This window comes from Nitrospirota bacterium (assembly GCA_015233895.1).
Classification (GTDB): domain Bacteria; phylum Nitrospirota; class Thermodesulfovibrionia; order Thermodesulfovibrionales; family Magnetobacteriaceae; genus Magnetomonas.
In genome coordinates this window covers 29,371-45,992 of record JADFXG010000024.1, presented here as the reverse complement: position 1 = coordinate 45,992, position 16,622 = coordinate 29,371, and the positions used below count along the sequence as shown (strand labels likewise).

General features: G+C 43.7%; 17 protein-coding genes. 14 read left to right on the top strand and 3 right to left on the bottom strand.

What is annotated here, in order from left to right:
* The first annotated feature begins 149 nt into the window (after window positions 1-149).
* The 14 genes from HQK88_13315 to HQK88_13250 all read left to right on the top strand — a co-directional run bounded on the left by HQK88_13315 (window position 150) and on the right by HQK88_13250 (window position 14,064).
* Window positions 150-1,622: a hypothetical protein gene (locus HQK88_13315; GenBank protein MBF0617781.1), complete on the top strand. Its 1,473-nt coding sequence runs from the start codon at window positions 150-152 to the stop codon at window positions 1,620-1,622.
* On the top strand, window positions 1,619-2,977 hold the full coding sequence (locus HQK88_13310) for a hypothetical protein (GenBank protein ID MBF0617780.1): 1,359 nt from the start codon (window positions 1,619-1,621) through the stop codon (window positions 2,975-2,977). The genes HQK88_13315 and HQK88_13310 overlap by 4 nt, the downstream gene beginning before the upstream one ends.
* Window positions 2,978-3,205: 228 nt before the next feature.
* Complete coding sequence (pheA, locus tag HQK88_13305) at window positions 3,206-4,291, top strand: prephenate dehydratase (GenBank protein ID MBF0617779.1); 1,086 nt, start codon at window positions 3,206-3,208, stop codon at window positions 4,289-4,291.
* Window positions 4,292-4,351: 60 nt separating this feature from the next.
* Entirely contained in the window at window positions 4,352-5,443 is a 1,092-nt protein-coding gene (locus HQK88_13300; protein ID MBF0617778.1) for a histidinol-phosphate transaminase, read from the top strand.
* 3 nt (window positions 5,444-5,446) lie between these two features.
* Window positions 5,447-6,472, top strand: a complete 1,026-nt coding sequence (aroF, locus tag HQK88_13295) for a 3-deoxy-7-phosphoheptulonate synthase (protein ID MBF0617777.1) — start codon at window positions 5,447-5,449, stop codon at window positions 6,470-6,472.
* 18 nt (window positions 6,473-6,490) lie between these two features.
* Window positions 6,491-7,381: a prephenate dehydrogenase gene (locus HQK88_13290; protein MBF0617776.1), complete on the top strand. Its 891-nt coding sequence runs from the start codon at window positions 6,491-6,493 to the stop codon at window positions 7,379-7,381.
* Complete coding sequence (gene aroA / locus HQK88_13285; GenBank protein MBF0617775.1) at window positions 7,374-8,666, top strand: 3-phosphoshikimate 1-carboxyvinyltransferase; 1,293 nt, start codon at window positions 7,374-7,376, stop codon at window positions 8,664-8,666. Before HQK88_13290 ends, aroA begins: the two co-directional genes overlap by 8 nt.
* A gap of 5 nt (window positions 8,667-8,671) precedes the next feature.
* On the top strand, window positions 8,672-9,313 hold the full coding sequence (locus tag HQK88_13280; GenBank protein ID MBF0617774.1) for a (d)CMP kinase: 642 nt from the start codon (window positions 8,672-8,674) through the stop codon (window positions 9,311-9,313).
* Window positions 9,310-10,161: a 4-hydroxy-3-methylbut-2-enyl diphosphate reductase gene (gene ispH / locus HQK88_13275; protein MBF0617773.1), complete on the top strand. Its 852-nt coding sequence runs from the start codon at window positions 9,310-9,312 to the stop codon at window positions 10,159-10,161. The genes HQK88_13280 and ispH overlap by 4 nt, the downstream gene beginning before the upstream one ends.
* Window positions 10,145-11,713 carry a 30S ribosomal protein S1 gene (locus HQK88_13270; protein ID MBF0617772.1) on the top strand — a complete coding sequence of 523 codons (1,569 nt, stop codon included), beginning with the start codon at window positions 10,145-10,147 and terminating at the stop codon, window positions 11,711-11,713. Before ispH ends, HQK88_13270 begins: the two co-directional genes overlap by 17 nt.
* 8 nt (window positions 11,714-11,721) lie before the next feature.
* Window positions 11,722-12,573 (top strand): signal peptide peptidase SppA, encoded by an 852-nt coding sequence (gene sppA / locus HQK88_13265; GenBank protein ID MBF0617771.1) that lies wholly within the window; start codon window positions 11,722-11,724, stop codon window positions 12,571-12,573.
* Between the two features lie 64 nt (window positions 12,574-12,637).
* Window positions 12,638-12,922 (top strand): integration host factor subunit beta, encoded by a 285-nt coding sequence (locus HQK88_13260; protein ID MBF0617770.1) that lies wholly within the window; start codon window positions 12,638-12,640, stop codon window positions 12,920-12,922.
* A 148-nt stretch (window positions 12,923-13,070) separates the two neighbouring features.
* A complete protein-coding gene (locus HQK88_13255) occupies window positions 13,071-13,400 on the top strand; it encodes a Rieske 2Fe-2S domain-containing protein (GenBank protein MBF0617769.1) in 330 nt (109 codons plus the stop codon).
* Window positions 13,401-13,413: 13 nt separating this feature from the next.
* Window positions 13,414-14,064 carry a cytochrome b N-terminal domain-containing protein gene (locus tag HQK88_13250; GenBank protein MBF0617768.1) on the top strand — a complete coding sequence of 217 codons (651 nt, stop codon included), beginning with the start codon at window positions 13,414-13,416 and terminating at the stop codon, window positions 14,062-14,064.
* Between the two features lie 14 nt (window positions 14,065-14,078).
* Here HQK88_13250 and HQK88_13245 read toward each other — a convergent pair whose 3' ends face one another.
* From HQK88_13245 to HQK88_13235, 3 genes are all read right to left on the bottom strand, one after another.
* Window positions 14,079-14,486, bottom strand: coding sequence for a helix-turn-helix domain-containing protein (locus HQK88_13245; protein MBF0617767.1), 408 nt, complete (start codon window positions 14,484-14,486; stop codon window positions 14,079-14,081).
* 106 nt (window positions 14,487-14,592) lie between these two features.
* Window positions 14,593-15,906, bottom strand: a complete 1,314-nt coding sequence (locus tag HQK88_13240) for a hypothetical protein (GenBank protein ID MBF0617766.1) — start codon at window positions 15,904-15,906, stop codon at window positions 14,593-14,595.
* Complete coding sequence (locus HQK88_13235; GenBank protein ID MBF0617765.1) at window positions 15,896-16,615, bottom strand: acylneuraminate cytidylyltransferase family protein; 720 nt, start codon at window positions 16,613-16,615, stop codon at window positions 15,896-15,898. The genes HQK88_13240 and HQK88_13235 overlap by 11 nt, the downstream gene beginning before the upstream one ends.
* Window positions 16,616-16,622: the final 7 nt, after the last annotated feature.

The following is a 16,622-nucleotide window of genomic DNA, read 5'->3' as shown; positions in this document are numbered from 1 at the left end:
TCAGTGTCCCTTGTGCCATAATACGTTCACCTCGTTGGTGTTAGTTTTTTGTCTGGTAACTTATTCTAACATCCCGTATCCACGGGTGCCAACGAGGTCTTTTACTTTTTTTGTCGGTGATTCAGGGACAGTTGTTAAGGAGGATTTAAATGATACGCGTAAAATCATTAGTTGTATCTGTGTTGTCGTTGTTTCTGGTTGTTATCATGGCATCATTAACAGAAGCAGATGGCGTCAAGGAGGAGACTATTCTTAGTGTGATGAATTCGGGTGGTGTTGGTAATGGGCCAACTCAGCAAACCGTATTCAACATATCAAAGTCCTATAAAATCACCTATGTGATGACATATCATTGGAATAATGGCAGGGGAACACCAGCAGGCGGAACTATTGCACTGCGGTCAGCAGACGGTAAAATGTTCGGGCCATGGGGTGTGAGTACCACGCCTGGTCAGGGTGGTGTGCCAAATGCAAACTGGATAGCAAACCCTAATGTGGTTATTCCTGCGGGGTCATATACCGTGATTGACTCCGACCCTGCAACATGGGCTCAGAATGGGCAATCGGGTGGAAGGGGAATGCTTGAAATCAAAGGAGTTGAAGCTGAAACATCGCCTCATAGCGTGAAAAAAGAATCGCCTCAAGGCCAGAAGGGGGCTTCTAAACAAATTATTGAATCTATAAGAAATTTCCGTCTTGAAGCTATAGAAGATCCCATTGCGGCGCTCAAAAAATATAGTTCAGTCTCCAACCTCAAGGAGTTTACTGACATTGAGAGCGCTTTGTTTACCGAGACGCCTCCTGGCGTTGGCTGGAAATATTACATTGCCACCGCTACATACACCGTTGTCCACCTTATGGAACAAACACATGTTGTCCTTTTTTATCATCCATGGAGCGACACCGCCATAATAACGCTCTGGGAATACGATAAAAATCGATTCGTTATAACCCGCGCCGAACTGATACTGGGCGACTATATCCGCCAATATGGTAAGACCCCCTTTGAGGCACAGCCGCTTTGGGAACGCAACTCTGTAACCATCACACCGCTTCTGGCCATCCAGATTGCCGTTGGTGAAACGTTGGTCGCTTTTGAAAACATATTCTCTAACAGCGGGAAGGTTGATAGGAATTCACCTTTTATAAAACAGGTGCGTAGCTTCGATAAAAATACGCAAAATAAGGAGGTGGCCAGAGCCATGATTGTGGCAGCCAATCTGCGTTTTGAGCGCGCCATCACAGCACTCGTTCGTTACGAGGATGACAAGAAGTTTGAGGTTTACCGTGATGCCGCCTCCTACCTGTTGAGCAGCATCAAAATGGGAGATTTTACTCAGCTGATTGCTACCATCCCTCAGACCTCTCAGGAGACATTTGATTTCATCAAGGCCAACAATAAAAAAATTGGAATGTTCAAGGTGGTTTCTGTTCTTAAAACTCCGAATGATTGTTTTATTTTTCTCAGCCACCCTATAGACCCTAACAATGTTCTTGTGCTCTGGTTGCAGACCAGCCAGGGTAAATACGGCCTGCGTCAGGCGCACTTTATAAACCACAGTTTCTCGGCGTCCTATATCGGTCAAATGAAGGAGCTGGTTAAGATAGGGAGGCAGTTATGATGCACATTAAGAAAATACGCAGCGTGAAACCTGTACATTTTAGTTTTCCATTTCTTTTCATTTGTGTTTGCTATGTGACATTGGCCGTCAGTTGCTTAACCTCACCTGCTATCGCCCATGCACAAGGTGATGCTGTTAACAGAATCAACAATTTCGCCAACGGCAACGTAGGCGGGTCAATGATCTCCCTGACCAGGGAGGTTACAGCACATGCAGTTGACAGTTCCTCACTTGCCCAGCATGCCGCCGCATGGCGTGCCGATAAAATGGGCGCATCATCCGCCACCATTGCCAGCCATTTGGAAATCCGAGACAATCTTAAAGGTGCCAGTAATACACTTGGGTTTGGCGGCAAACTCATCGATCACGCTGGTTATGCCTCCACGGCTGCAGGCGAAATGGCTGAAGGGTCTTATTCACAGGGTTTCATCACCATAGCGGATGGCGTCGGCAAATGGGCAGTGTCAACCGTTGCCTCTGCCGCTGGTGGCGTTTTAGGCACTTCATTAGGGCCTGCAGGTACTATTGCCGGCGGGGCTGCGGCCGGTTATCTTGCCAGCGAGGCCTGGGACGCAACTGCTGCCAAAGTTACCTCCGGTCTAAAAGACTGGCTTGGTGAAAGGGAGGCCAAGCAACAGTTCAAAGAAATGTCCACTCCTAAAATGCAAGGGATGACGGCGGAACAAATCCACGAAAAATGGCTTAAGTATAAGGAACAACTGGCGGCAGGAAAAAACACCGCCCCGACGGCGAAACCCCAGGCCGCGAAAACTGATACAGCAAAAACTAACATCGTGCCAGCTCCCACCGACACTAAAAAGCCTAAAAAAGATGAGACTACGAATACACAGACATCGGGCACCGCAGACGAAGGGAAAAAGGATGCGCTTAGTGGAAACGCTCCAACTGGCTCCGGTTCAGGTCAGATTAGCGGTACCTTTCCTAATAGTCCTTTCAACGGCCTGCAGATTACTTACAGCGTAAGCGGAGCCACTGCTACTGCAAGCAAGGATTCAGACGGTTTCACGAATTCTCGCAGCATTTCTGGACGTCTTGGGACAGGACCACTCAGTGTCAAATGGACGGTAAAGGCTACAAAACCTATTTGTAACTCACAATATGGCAGTTTTTATTCAACACTTAAAGTTACGGTCTGGGTAGGTGACGTCAGAAAAGAGTTTTCCTCACCAACTAATGATGACTGTGGAAAAGCTGCTGAGTCCTATTCCGGAGAACTTTCTGTGCCATTTGCAGCAGGGGCAAAATCCGGTGGGTTCAGTATTGAAGAGACTTATTTGAATCCACGTTTTGGTAGTCGAGGATTAGTTGTCTCAGGACAACTAGAAAATAAATAGGTCTTTATTATTTTGTAGCACCACCGCTTTGTGGTGGTGCTACAGTTACCTCAAGGGGATCAGGTATAACTCTAACATCTTACTAATACGGCTCAGCCTCGCTCATCTCTTGTTTTCTGCCCTTCATTCACTATACTTATAAAAAAATTTTATAAAAAATAAAATATACTTGAATTAAAAGATAAATATTTGTTACTATAACTAATTGTAAGGAAGGGATTGGATGGTATGGATAACAATTTATTAACACCTTTAAGAGAGAAAATAGATGTAATTGACGAAAGGATTTTGGAGCTTCTAAATGACAGAGCCAGGATAGCGCTTGAAATTGCTGAAATAAAGAAAAACCATAAACTTGAATTCTATAATCCCCAAAGGGAAAGAGAGATTATTGAGCGTCTTGTAAAGACAAACAAGGGAATTTTCCCAAACGACACACTAAAGATAATATTCAAAGAGGTATTCTGCGCAACTCTTTCTCTGGAAAAGCCGCTAACTGTCGCATATTTCGGGCCACAGGCAACCTACACACATATGGCCACGATGAGATACTTCAGCTCCTCGTGCTCGTACCTGCCCACGGGCAGCATAAGAGAGGTATTTGAACACGTAGCCACAGGAACGGCCGTCTTTGGTGTCGTGCCAATAGAAAATTCCAATGAGGGCGCTATAAATTACACTCTTGACATGTTTATTGATTATGACCTCAGTGTCTATGCTGAGATTCTTTTGTCCGTTCACCACCACCTGCTCTCTAAGTGCTGTGAACGGTCTGAGATAAAGAAAATTTACTCATTTCCTCTGGTGACAGCACAGTGCAGAAAGTGGCTTGAGGAAAATATGTTAGGAATTCCGATTTTCGATGCCACAAGTACAGCACAGGCTGCCGATACTGCCTCAAGGGAGGAATGTGCTGCCGCAATTAGCAGTGATCTTGCCGCTAAAATCTATAATTTAAACTTTATCGAAAGAAATATCGAAAATATTAAAGGCAATGTGACAAGGTTTCTTGTGATTTCAAAAGATTCACAGGAGCGTTCCGGCCACGACAAGTCACTTATCATGTTTTCCGCTAAGGACCAGCCGGGCTCCCTCTACGATATTCTTACCCCGTTTAAAAAACAAAACATAAATCTCACTATGATAGAATCCAGGCCATCTAAAAGGAAGGCGTGGGAGTACATATTTTTTGCTGAATTTGAGGGACATATTGAGGATAAGAAAGTCAAAAAAGCACTCATTGCCGTTAAAAAGAAAAGCACTTTTTTAAAGATTTTAGGGTCGTATCCCCAGGTGGATACGATTGAAAAATAGACACCTTTTCAAACCATTATTTTTAAGCCGTCAATTCAGGATGAAATATTACTGTGGTAAATGGGGATCTTTAGGGTTTTGATTAAAGCACCGAAACATATAACAGATATTAATCCCTACGTGCCGGGAAAGCCCATTGAGGAGCTGGAAAGGGAACTGGGAATCAAAGGCTCCATAAAACTGGCTTCAAACGAAAACCCCCTTGGGCCCTCACCCCTTGCAATAGCAGAGGCACAGAGAGTTATTGCCACTGTAAACCGCTATCCGGACGGTGGTAGTTACCGCTTGATTTCTGCCCTGTCTCTTCACTTAAATGTCCGCCACGAGGAGATAATAATTGGACATGGCTCAAACGAACTACTGGATATAGCGGCGCGAACCTTTATGCAGCCAGGCGATGAGGCCGTAATGGGGCATCCGTCCTTTGTCGTGTATCATAATTCCACTCAGAAGGTTAACGGCGTGCCGGTTGCTGTTGCTCTCACTGCCGACAAACGCCATGATCTTAAGTCAATGGCCGCTAAAATCACAAAAAAAACAAAAATTTTATTTATAGCTAACCCCAATAACCCTACCGGCACTATTGTAACAAGAGAGGAGTTTGATGGCTTTATGGAACAAGTCAGAGACGACATCCTTGTGGTGGTTGATGAGGCCTATTTTGAGTACGTAGCGGACAGTTTTTATGCTGACAGCATAAAGCATTTTAAGAGCGGCAAGGCCATTTTAATACTGAGGACTTTCTCAAAGATATATGGGCTGGCGGGACTCAGAATCGGCTACGGCATAGCAAATCCAGAGATAATAAACGAGATGAACAAAGTCAGAGAGCCCTTTAATACCAACTCACTCGCACAGGCTGCAGCCATTGCAGCCCTTACCGATACTCAACACGTTACCGGCTCAGTTGCCATAAATGAGGCAGGGAAAGCGTTTCTTTATAGTGAACTATCTAAAATGAATGTGGATTTCACTAAGACTCAAACCAACTTTATATATATAGATGTAAAAAAAGATGCGAACGGGATATATAAAAAAATGCTGCAAAAAGGTATGATAGTACGCCCTATGGGTGAAAACGCACTAAGGGTAACTGTGGGATTACCAGAGGAAAATGAATCTTTCATTAGAATTTTCAAGGAGGTTATATAAAAGATGGATATAATAGTATTAAAACAGAGTGCTTCACAGGATTCCATAGACAACTTAGTTAAGAAAGTTGAAAGTAAGGGGCTGACAGTGAACATCTCAAAAGGTACCGAGCGAACAGTGATAGGAGTCATAGGGGATACGTCGAAATTTTCCGACGATGAGGTTAACGCTATCCGCTCTATGCACGGAGTTGAGGATGTTATGCGCATCGTTAAACCCTATAAGCTTGCCAGCCGTGACTTTAAGAAAGAAAACACAGTAATAGACGTGCGAGGGATAAAAATCGGCGGGAATAAAATACCGGTAATTGCCGGGCCTTGTGCCATAGAAGGCCGTGATATATTAATTTCGATAGCGCAACTGGTAAAGCAGGCCGGAGCCTCCTTTATAAGAGGGGGAGCATATAAGCCGCGCACATCACCATATACATTTCAGGGGATGGGTGAGGAGGGGCTTGAAATCTTAGCCGAGGCACGGGAAAAAACAGGTATGCCCATTGTGACAGAGCTAATGGATCCCAGGGACCTGCCCACTATGCTAAAGTACACAGATATAATACAAATAGGAACCAGGAATATGCAGAATTTCCGCCTCCTTCTTGAGGTTGGTTCTTGCGATAAACCTGTATTACTTAAACGCGGACTGAGTGCCACCATTAAGGAATGGCTGATGGCTGCCGAGTACATAATGTCACGCGGTAACCATAAAGTGATACTGTGTGAAAGAGGCATCAGAACGTTTGAGACTACTACAAGAAACACGCTGGATTTAAGTTGTGTTCCGGTGCTTAAGCAGTTAACCCATCTGCCGGTTATAGTGGATCCCTCACATGCTGTTGGACGCTGGGATCTTGTGCCTCCAATGTCTTTGGCTGCTGTAGCAGCTGGAACAGACGGACTTATTATAGAGGTTCATACAAATCCTGAGGAGGCATTCTCTGATGGTGAGCAATCACTAAAACCGGAGGTATTTAGTACCATGATGCAGCAGTTAAAACCAATAGCGGCAGCTGTTGGACGGGAAATATAAAGGTAAACAGGGGTTTTATTGTACTTTGAAAAGATAGCAATCCTTGGCGTAGGGCTTATGGGCGCGTCTTTTGCCAGAGCGGTCAGAACACTTGGCATCGCACGTAAGATATGCGGCTTTGGCAGAGATGAAGCCGCCCTGGTGTGGGCTACGAAAAATGGGATAATAGACTGTTATGATATGACCTTAAGCGGCCTGGCAAGTGGTGCTGACTTGATTATTCTTGCTACACCGGTTGGCACATTTGAGAGATTTGTTACAGAAATCAGTCCGCATTTAAGACAAGGCGCTATTTTGACAGATGTGGGCTCTGTAAAGGGCTCTTTAGTTTACACACTTGAAGGACTTATGCCAAAAGGTGTGCATTTTGTGGGAGCCCACCCAATTGCAGGCAAAGACCAATCCGGCATGAAAGCATCCTCCGGCAAGCTCTATAAAAATGCCCTCTGCATTGTAACTCCTACAGATAAAACCGACCTCACTGCCCTTGAAACTGTTAAAAATCTGTGGAGCAGTATAGGATGTTCGGTTAAAACACTGACTCCTGAAAAACACGACGAGATTTTCTCCTCCATAAGCCACCTGCCTCACATCGCCGCATACGCAATGGTCAATGTTGTCGCAGAAATTAATGACGGTTTTTTTGAATACGCCGGTAAGGGTTTTAAAGACACTACAAGGATAGCAGGGAGCTCTCCGGAAATCTGGAGTGACATATGTCTTCTAAACAACGAAAATATTACTTCTCACATCACTATATACATTGATAAACTAAACACAATATTAACTCATATAAAAAATTCAAGCAAAGACGGTCTCATTAAGGAATTTGACAATGCAAGAGCATTGAGAAAAAAAATGAATGACTCCTTACACACAAACATAGAGGATTGTATAGACAATGTCTGAGAACGTAACCTTGTCAAAAGCCGGCTGCTTAAAAGGAGAGCTTAGACCACCGCCGGATAAGTCCATATCACACAGGGCAGTGTTTATCTCATCTATTGCCAATGGCACCTCTTATGTTAAGAATTTCCTCAGTGCCCGTGACCCTGAGGCTACTCTAAATGCCTTCCGAGCGCTCGGAGTAGATATAACAGAGCGCAAAAATGAACTCGTTATTGCTGGACGGGACTTAAAAGGACTAAAAGAACCAGCTGATGTAATAGATTGCATGAACTCAGGAACGACGATGAGACTCTTACTGGGGGTACTTTCCGGGTGCAGTTTTTTTTCGGTGCTGACAGGGGACAGTTCCCTTAGAAACAGGCCAATGGCAAGAGTTACTCAACCGCTGAGACTGATGAAAGCTGAGTTTATGGGGCGGGAGGATGGCAGGTATCCTCCAATAGCAGTAAAAGGCGGCAAACTTACCGGAATAACATACAAAATGCCAATTTCCTCGGCACAGGTCAAGTCCTCATTGCTATTGGCTGGTTTAAATGCGGAAGGACGTACAACTGTCATTGAGTCAGTTAAGTCACGTGACCATACCGAACGTATGCTTAAAACTTTTGGGGCAAATATATCTGTTGACGGGCTTCGCATAAAAATTGATGGCACAAATAAATTAACCGGCTCTGAGATAACAGTGCCAGGGGATATATCCTCAGCCGCTTTTTTTCTTGCCGGAGCTGCTCTTGTTGCAGACTCCGAGGTAGTGGTAAGGGGTGTTGGGTTAAACAAGACAAGGACAGGGTTTCTTGATGCACTTAACAATATGGGAGCAAATGCAGCAGTTCAGATTGACGGCGACCACAGGGATGAGCCACAAGGGGATATATGTGTTAAATACACCGACGGCTTAAAGGCTATAACGCTCGGTCGCAGCGATATTCCCGCACTGATTGATGAATTCCCCATCCTGTGTGTGCTTGGACTCCGTGCTCATGGAGTTACAGAGGTACGGGGAGCTGAGGAGTTAAGAGTCAAAGAATCGGACAGAATAAAAGCGATGGTTGGTGAGTTAAGAAAAATGGGAGCCGTTATTGAGGAATACCCTGATGGAGTTGCAATAGAGGGTCCTCAGGAGCTTCATGGCGCAGTAGTTGAAAGCCACGGAGATCACCGCATAGCGATGGCTCTGTCCATAGCCGCTCTCATTGCAAAAGGAGAGACAACTATAAGTGGGATATCCTCTGTGGAAATATCGTATCCGGGTTTTTTTGAAAATTTAAGGAGATTAATCGTTTAAGCATTATGCCTAAAAAAGTGATAGCCATAGACGGCCCTGCCGGGGCCGGAAAAAGCACGGTAGCTAAGGAGCTAGCCAAACGTCTGGGGTATGATTATCTGGACTCTGGCGCTCTTTATAGAGCACTTGCCCTTAAACTTATGTTGGCAGGCCTTGACGGCGGAGCTTCTGATGATAAAATTATGAACATATTAAAAGACACACATATAGAGTTTTCTAATGGCAAAGTATATCTTGATAAGGCAGATGTCTCAGAGCGTATCAGAACACCGGAGACAGGGCATTATACGTCTGTGTTTTCATCAAAAAAGGTGGTTAGGGATTTTTTGCTGGTGTTGCAGAAAAAAGCCGGCAGCGGAGCAGACCTTGTGGCAGAGGGCAGGGATATGGCTACGGTTGTGTTTCCTGATGCCAGTAGTAAGTTCTTTATAACGGCAAATGAGGATATAAGAGCACAGAGGCGGTTCAATCAGTTAAACGGCAAAATAAGTTTTGCTGATGCCCTTAAAGATGTACAGGAGCGGGATAAGAGGGATTCAGAGCGTACGGTAGCGCCACTTATGAAAGCCCCCGATGCCATAGAGATAGACACATCCCATAAGGATATTGAGACAGTGCTAAGTGAAATAATGAGAGAACTTGCATGAAAGTAACTGTGGCAAAGCGCGCCGGTTTTTGCTTTGGCGTTAAGAGGGCGGTGGATATTGCCTTTGATATGGCTTCAAAGCGAGACGGGGTGTGCACCCTTGGCCCTATAATTCATAACCCGCAGGTGGTGGAGCGGTTAGCTGAAAAGGGGCTTAGGTGTGTGACAGAGCCTGAGCCCGGTGTAAAATCGCTGATAATCCGTACACACGGCATCCCGATTGACATGTATGAAAAGATTTCAACCACCGGACTTGAAATTGTGGATGCAACGTGTCCGTTTGTAAAAAAAGCTCAGCAATATGCTAAACTCTTAAGAGAAGAAAATTATCAGGTGATAGTGCTCGGAGACAGAGACCATCCGGAGGTAAAGTCAATCATGAGTTATGCCGGCACAGATGCTGTTGTGCTGAAAGAAGGCGAGATGCCAGGTAAACTGAAAATGAAAGTCGGTGTTGTCGTTCAAACGACTCAGCCGGTATCTGCACTGGAAAAATTACTCTCAAATATTGTAGACAAAGTCAAAGAGTTGAAAGTCTTTAATACAATATGTAACTCCACAGCGCTCAGACTTAAGGAGACAAGTGAAATATCCTCACAAGTTGACGTGATGATAATAGCCGGCGGCAAAAACAGTGCTAACACCACCCAACTTGCCAACCACTGCCGCGTTCTGGATGTAAAAACACACCACATAGAGACCTCTGACGAGCTTATACCGGAATGGTTTGACGGAGTTAAGCATGTTGGGATAACTGCCGGCGCTTCTACTCCGGATTGGATAATTAATGAGATAGTAGAAAGAATTAATCATATAGGGGGCATAACAGGTAATGGAATTACAGAATAACGACTTAGAACAGCTCTACGCCGGGACTTTTAAAAGCATAAGCCCAGGCATGATACTAACCGGCAAGGTGGTATCTAAAAAACACGACGCCATTATAGTGGATATCGGCTATAAATCGGAGGGGTTTATTCCGATAGACGACTTCACAGAGGATGAGCTTCAAGAGTTAAAGGAGGGCTGTGACATAGAAGTGCTGGTCTCCTCCATAAAAGACTCCGAGGGCACAATTACTCTTTCAAAGAGCAAAGCGAAGATTCTTAAAACCCAGAAGCGTCTTCAGCGTTCTTTAGAGGAGGGTACAGTCCTTGAGGGCAAAATTGTGGAGAAAACCAAGGGGGGCTTTTTTGTTGATATATCCGGCGTAAAGGCTTTTTTACCGGGGTCACAGTATGACGTAAAGCAGCTGAAATCGTATGACGACGCTATCGGGCAAAATTGCAGGTTTAAAGTACTCAAACTCAACAACAAACTCAACAACGTAATAGTGTCACGGCGTGCTGTGATAGAAGAGGAGAGACACAAAAAGAAAAGCACTACACTTGAGCTTATCAAAGAGGGTGAGATTCTCTCCGGTACGGTTAAAAACATAACCGATTACGGCGTGTTTGTTGATCTTGGAGAGGTGGATGGCCTTTTGCATATCTCAGACATATCATGGGGCAGGATAAACCATCCGTCGGATTATTTCAAAGTCGGCGACGTGATAGACGTCCTGGTGCTTAAGTATGAGCCGGAGACAGAGAAAGTCACACTGGGTTACAAGCAGAAAAAAGCCGACCCGTGGATAGACATTGATGCAAGATACACTGAGGGTAACACCGTTGAAGGCAAGGTTGTGGGGATAACAGATTACGGCGCTTTTGTAGAGCTTGAGGATGGAGTGGAGGGGCTTGTCCATGTCTCAGAGCTTGACTGGTCACCGAGACCCGGACATCCGTCAAAATATCTGGAGATAGGGCAAGAGGTCAGCGCTGTTATACTTAAGATAGAGAATGCTCAAAGGCGTATATCACTGGGCATTAAGCAGCTTAAACCCAAGCCGTGGGAGGTTGTAGCGCAGAAATATGCGGTTGGGCAGAAAGTAGTCGGAAAAGTCCGCACAATTACTGACTTTGGGGTTTTTGTCGGAATGCCTGAGGGTGTGGATGCTTTGATTCACATCTCTGACATATCGTGGACTAAGCACATAAAGCATCCGTCTGAGGTATTTAGGTTAAAACAGAAGGTGGAGGCTGTGGTGTTATCTCTGGAGCCTGAGAAAAAGCGGATGCTTCTGGGAATCAAACAGATGAAACCAGATCCGTGGGTAAGCGATATTCCGCAGAGATTTAAAGTCGGCGACAACGTCAACTGCAAGGTACTGCGAGTGACCGAGTTTGGCCTTTTTGTAGAAATAGAGGACAGTGTCGAGGGATTGGTGTATGCCTCAGAGGTGGTTAAAAACGGGGACGAGGATTACACTGAGGGCAGTTCCCTTGTGGCAACTATCATAAAGCTTGATTTTGAACAGAGAAAAATCGGCTTAAGTATGTTGGGGCTAAAGGGCAAGTAGCACAGAGGATGACTAAGAACAGAAAAATCATGCTGTTTTTTCTGGGACTCTTTATAACATTAGTGGCAGTGGCCTTTGTGCTTGCAACGCTTTCCAACGATGTACCGTTGGGTGAGAAGGTGGCGCTTGTTAAAGTTGAGGGGGTCATATTAAGTTCCAAAGAGACAGTTAAGGAGCTGAAAAAGTACAGGGAAGACTCATCAATAAAGGCCATAGTGGTGAGAGTAAACAGTCCAGGTGGAGCAGTGGTGCCGTCTCAGGAGATATACAGTGAGATAAAAAAGACCACTGGGAAAAAGAAAATCGTGGTGGTTTCAATGGGTTCCCTGGCAGCAAGCGGAGGCTACTACATATCTGCTCCGGCAACAAAAATCATAGCCAATCAGGGTACCATTACTGGCTCCATAGGGGTAATTATGGAGACATTAAATATCAGCGGGCTAATGTCAAAGGTTGGGGTAAACAGTGAGGTGGTAAAAAGCGGTAAGTTTAAAGACATTGCCTCCATGTACAGAGGAATTGGCAAAGAGGAGCGGGCAATTTTGCAGGGGGTACTTGATGACACACACAGCCAGTTCATAGAGGCCGTCTCTGAGGGACGCCATATGCCCATAGAGAAGGTCAGAGAGATAGCAGACGGCAGGATTTTTACCGGCAGACAGGCACTTGCCCTTGGTCTGGTTGACAAACTTGGCACTCTGCAGGACGCTATATACGAAGCCGCTAGAATGGCAGGAATTAAGGGAGAACCGCATGTTGTGTCAAAAAAGGAGGATTTCTCACTCACTGACCTGCTTTCCAGTAAGCTTAATTTAAACCTGCTGCCTGGTTTAAAGATAAATTACCTTATGAGTTTTTGATTTTTTTTGAGATAATGGCAAAGAGTGTTTTGAAATACTTGTATAGAGAAACAATGGGGGATGTATGACAAAGTCAGAGCTAATAAATGTGATTACTGAAAAAGCTCCGGGGTTGACCAGAGGTCAGACTGAAATTATCGTGGAAGCATTTTTTCAAAGCATGATGGATGCTCTGGGCAGGGGAGAAAAGATCGAAATAAGGGGTTTTGGGAATTTCAGGTTGAAAGAACGGTTGGCACGTAAAGCGAGAAATCCCAAAACTGGTGAAGTCGTTGACGTACCAGCTAAGAAAATACTACATTTCAAAATCGGCAAGGAACTTAGGGAAATGATAAATAGTAAACCCTGACGGTAAAATTTAAGTGGTAAGAAGGGAATTTATCAAAAAACTGATAAAAGGTTTTTTTATATTAACAACATCAGTTGTTGCGGTTATCACGGCGTGGTTTTTATACCCAACAGGTATAAGGCAGAAGAAATATACATTTTTTGATTTAATGGAAGAAGAGGCGCTTCCCATAAGAGGAGTTAGAAGAGTTGACTACCTTTTTAAGGCTGACCAATCAGGGTCAAAATTATCAAGAGACATGGCTGGCGTAGTCTATATTGTTAACAATACAAAGAAAATCTATGCGCTTTCGCCTGTTTGCACGCATTTAGGGTGTCTTGTCACCTATAACCGGCACAAGAATGAATTCATCTGTCCGTGCCACGGAGGACGGTATGACACGGAGGGTGTGGTGCTTGGCGGCCCTCCGCCTGAGCCTCTGACAAGATTACCCCTTAAAGTGGAAAACGGAAGGGTTTTCGTAGGATTTAAAATATGAAAGGTTGCTAAGGATGGGAAAAGTATTTGATTGGATAGACAATGTGTTTCATGTAAAGAAGCCTCACAGGAGGTTCCTTAAACGCGCTATTTTACCTGATGGGTTAAACTACTTTTATTGTCTTGGCGGGGCTGCTTTTACGTCTTATCTGCTTTTGTTAGTTACCGGTCTGCTTCTTTCTATGTACTATGTTCCTTCAGAACACGAGGCATTCTCCAGTATCGTAAAGATACAGAGAGAGGTGCATTTGGGCTGGTTTATACGCTCTGTCCATAAGTGGTCAGCTACTTTTATTATAGTGTTCATACTTAGCCACACACTGAGGGTATTCGTTTCCAAAGCGTACAGTAAACCAAAGGAGCTTAACTGGGTTATAGGCTCACTGACACTTCTGTTTGCCTTTGCCTCCGGATTTACTGGCTACCTGCTGCCGTGGGATCAAAAAGCTTACTGGGCTACTGAGGTGGGCACATCCATGGGAGGAACCGTACCTTTCATAGGACGCCACATTGTGTATCTTATACGGGGAGGAGTTGATTTAAACGGCGCAACTTTAATCAGGTTTTACAGTATGCACGTCCTGTGGTTTCCTCTTTGTATGTCACTACTGCTTTGGGCACACTTCCACATGATCAAACGGCAGGGGATAACGGTTAACCTGTAGCAGTGAAATAAACTCTATTTAATTAACTTGCTGTTTAGAATTATAGGCACTAAAATTACTGAGAGAACAATTAACAGCGTAATAGTAAGAAAAAAGTATGTCTTGCTTTTTGATGTACTCTTGACGTCATCGAGTTGAAACTTCAGAGGCTTGACACACTGAGGCAATTGCGCTTTCTTGCGAGGTTTTTTACCGTTTCCACCGTTTCCGGTATATATACTGACTGCCTCTGCAGGGTCTAACTCAAGTGATTTAACATAAGAAGTTATAAACCCCCTGATATACAGCTCTGAAGGCAAGGCGCTATAGTCCTCATACTCAAGGGCTGACAGATAGCTTATCTTAATATTAGTCCTTGACGAAATCTCCTCTAAGGAAACACCGTTTTCTTCCCGCAGTTTCTTTAGATAATCACCTATCATAATCATCCATTTATGTTCGATTATATGCTATCATAACAAAAAAAAGAAAATCAATAGGGCAAATTAAAAAATTTTGAATGGTTAACAATAAGTGTCTTAAGAAACATCAGTTACAATTTTTTAATAACTGTTGAAATTTGGTTCTGACCACAGAGTCGGAGTGATTTTTCATGGCAATTTCACGGGCTTTTTTTGAAAGAATTTGTCTTAATTCGCTATTGTTTATTAACTCAATAAGTCCCTTTTTAATGCGTTCCACTCCCCTTTGGTTAACAACATATCCCCAGCCCTCGCAAGTTGCGTACTTTACCTGAGCAACCTCCGATGGGCCATAGACCAACACAGGGGTGCCACTTGCCAGATAAAAAGGCACTTTTGTCGGCATTGAAAGTTTTATATAATTTACGCTTTTTCTGTCAAAATTCACCGGAAGCAGCAAAATCGTCGCATCCCTTAGAACATTCATACACTCATTTCCAAAGAGCGCATCATGCAGTCGCACTGCACCCTCAGATTTCGGCAGCTCATCTGAAATATCCTTATAAATGTCCAAAGCAGTGTAAATATTTAAGCTAATGTTGTAGCCGTCTTTTGACAATTCAATAACACTCCGGCAGCAATCTTTTAAGCTTTCAAGTTGAGCATACGAAAAAATAGAACCGGAATAAATCAGACATATTTCCTGAGTAACAGATTTGTCATTAGGAGGCAAGAGCAATAGTTCATCACTAACCGTGCTCTGAAAGTAATCAAATGAATACCCATACCTCTTTTCATACGCTTCTGCCATTTCCCTGCAAATAGCAACACGTCTTGAAGCGGTACTCATTATTAATTTAATGGTTCCCTCAAATTTTCTCATTGTATAGACACTAAAGGCTCCGGTCAAAACCGGCGCTATCACACCGTCATCCATGATGTGAAGGACAATGGGAATTTTAAACTTTTCGTGCACTTTAAGAACCAGCTCAGGGTACCCTATGCTGCCTGTTATCGTATAAATCACGTTGGGTTTAAACTCGTCTATCCATTTAGCTAATTTTTGAGTTAAATGAGCAGTTTCCGGAACTCCTGCACTGCCAAATATTTTTCTGCTTAGGGTACGTATTAAACTATCGTTTTTACTGCTAACGGGTTGAACATTTTTTGGGATATAGTTTATGTCTTGTTTTTTTTTTGCGGAAATTAAATTTTTAACAATGTTAAACGGAAACATTTTAGGGAGTTCGGCATCAGTCAGAAAATAATAATTTGAACAAATATCTTTTGTGACCTCAACAGTATCACCGGTTGCCACAGCAAGATTTTCCTTTGGCCAGCCGTAGAACAAATTTGAAAAAGTTATACCTGTTCCAGTTATATGGTTAAAAGCACAAGGGGAGATAATCAGAACTTTGGGATAGGCTTCTTTAACTGGCAAAGTTATTCGCCCTTTGTGAAATTAAAAACTCTGCTGTCTTAAAATCAAACTGATCGTCAATATCAATACTGTCTTCTTTTTTCATAAAATACGGCAGCACGGTATCTCCATAGAAACTCTTTTTTACCATCAGGCACTCATAAGTAGATGCATAAATGGCAGCCCCGTTACGAGCATAAAAGCGGGGTTTTAACTGTCGCAGATTCTTACTCTCATCGTATTGCATAAACGGTTGAAGATATTTTCCGTCATATTTCATAATAGAAAACGGATTACAATTGTGCGGTAATTCCACTACACTTACGACAGAGTCGGCCTCATTGTGCATCAAAAGAAGTTGCAGCGCTTCATCAATATGAATGTGGGTTCTTAGCGGAGATGTCGGCTGTAAGAGCACAATATAGTCGGGACGGTAATTTTGAGAGTTTTTTAAAAATTCCACTGCATGTGTGACAACAGGCAGCATAGGGGTATTGTCACGGGCAAGCTCAGGGGGCCTCTTAAAGGGGATCTCAATCTTTGAAAAATCCCTTGAGGCCGCCATAATTTCATCACTGTCTGTGGTAAGGATTGCTTTAGTAATGGTTTTGCTTTTCCTTATCGCTTCTAACGTATAATGTATAAGAGGTTTTCCATACAATGGTCTCAGGTTTTTTCCTGGTATTCCCTTTGAACCCCCTCTGGCAGGAATTATGGCAAGTACTTCCATTTTTTTC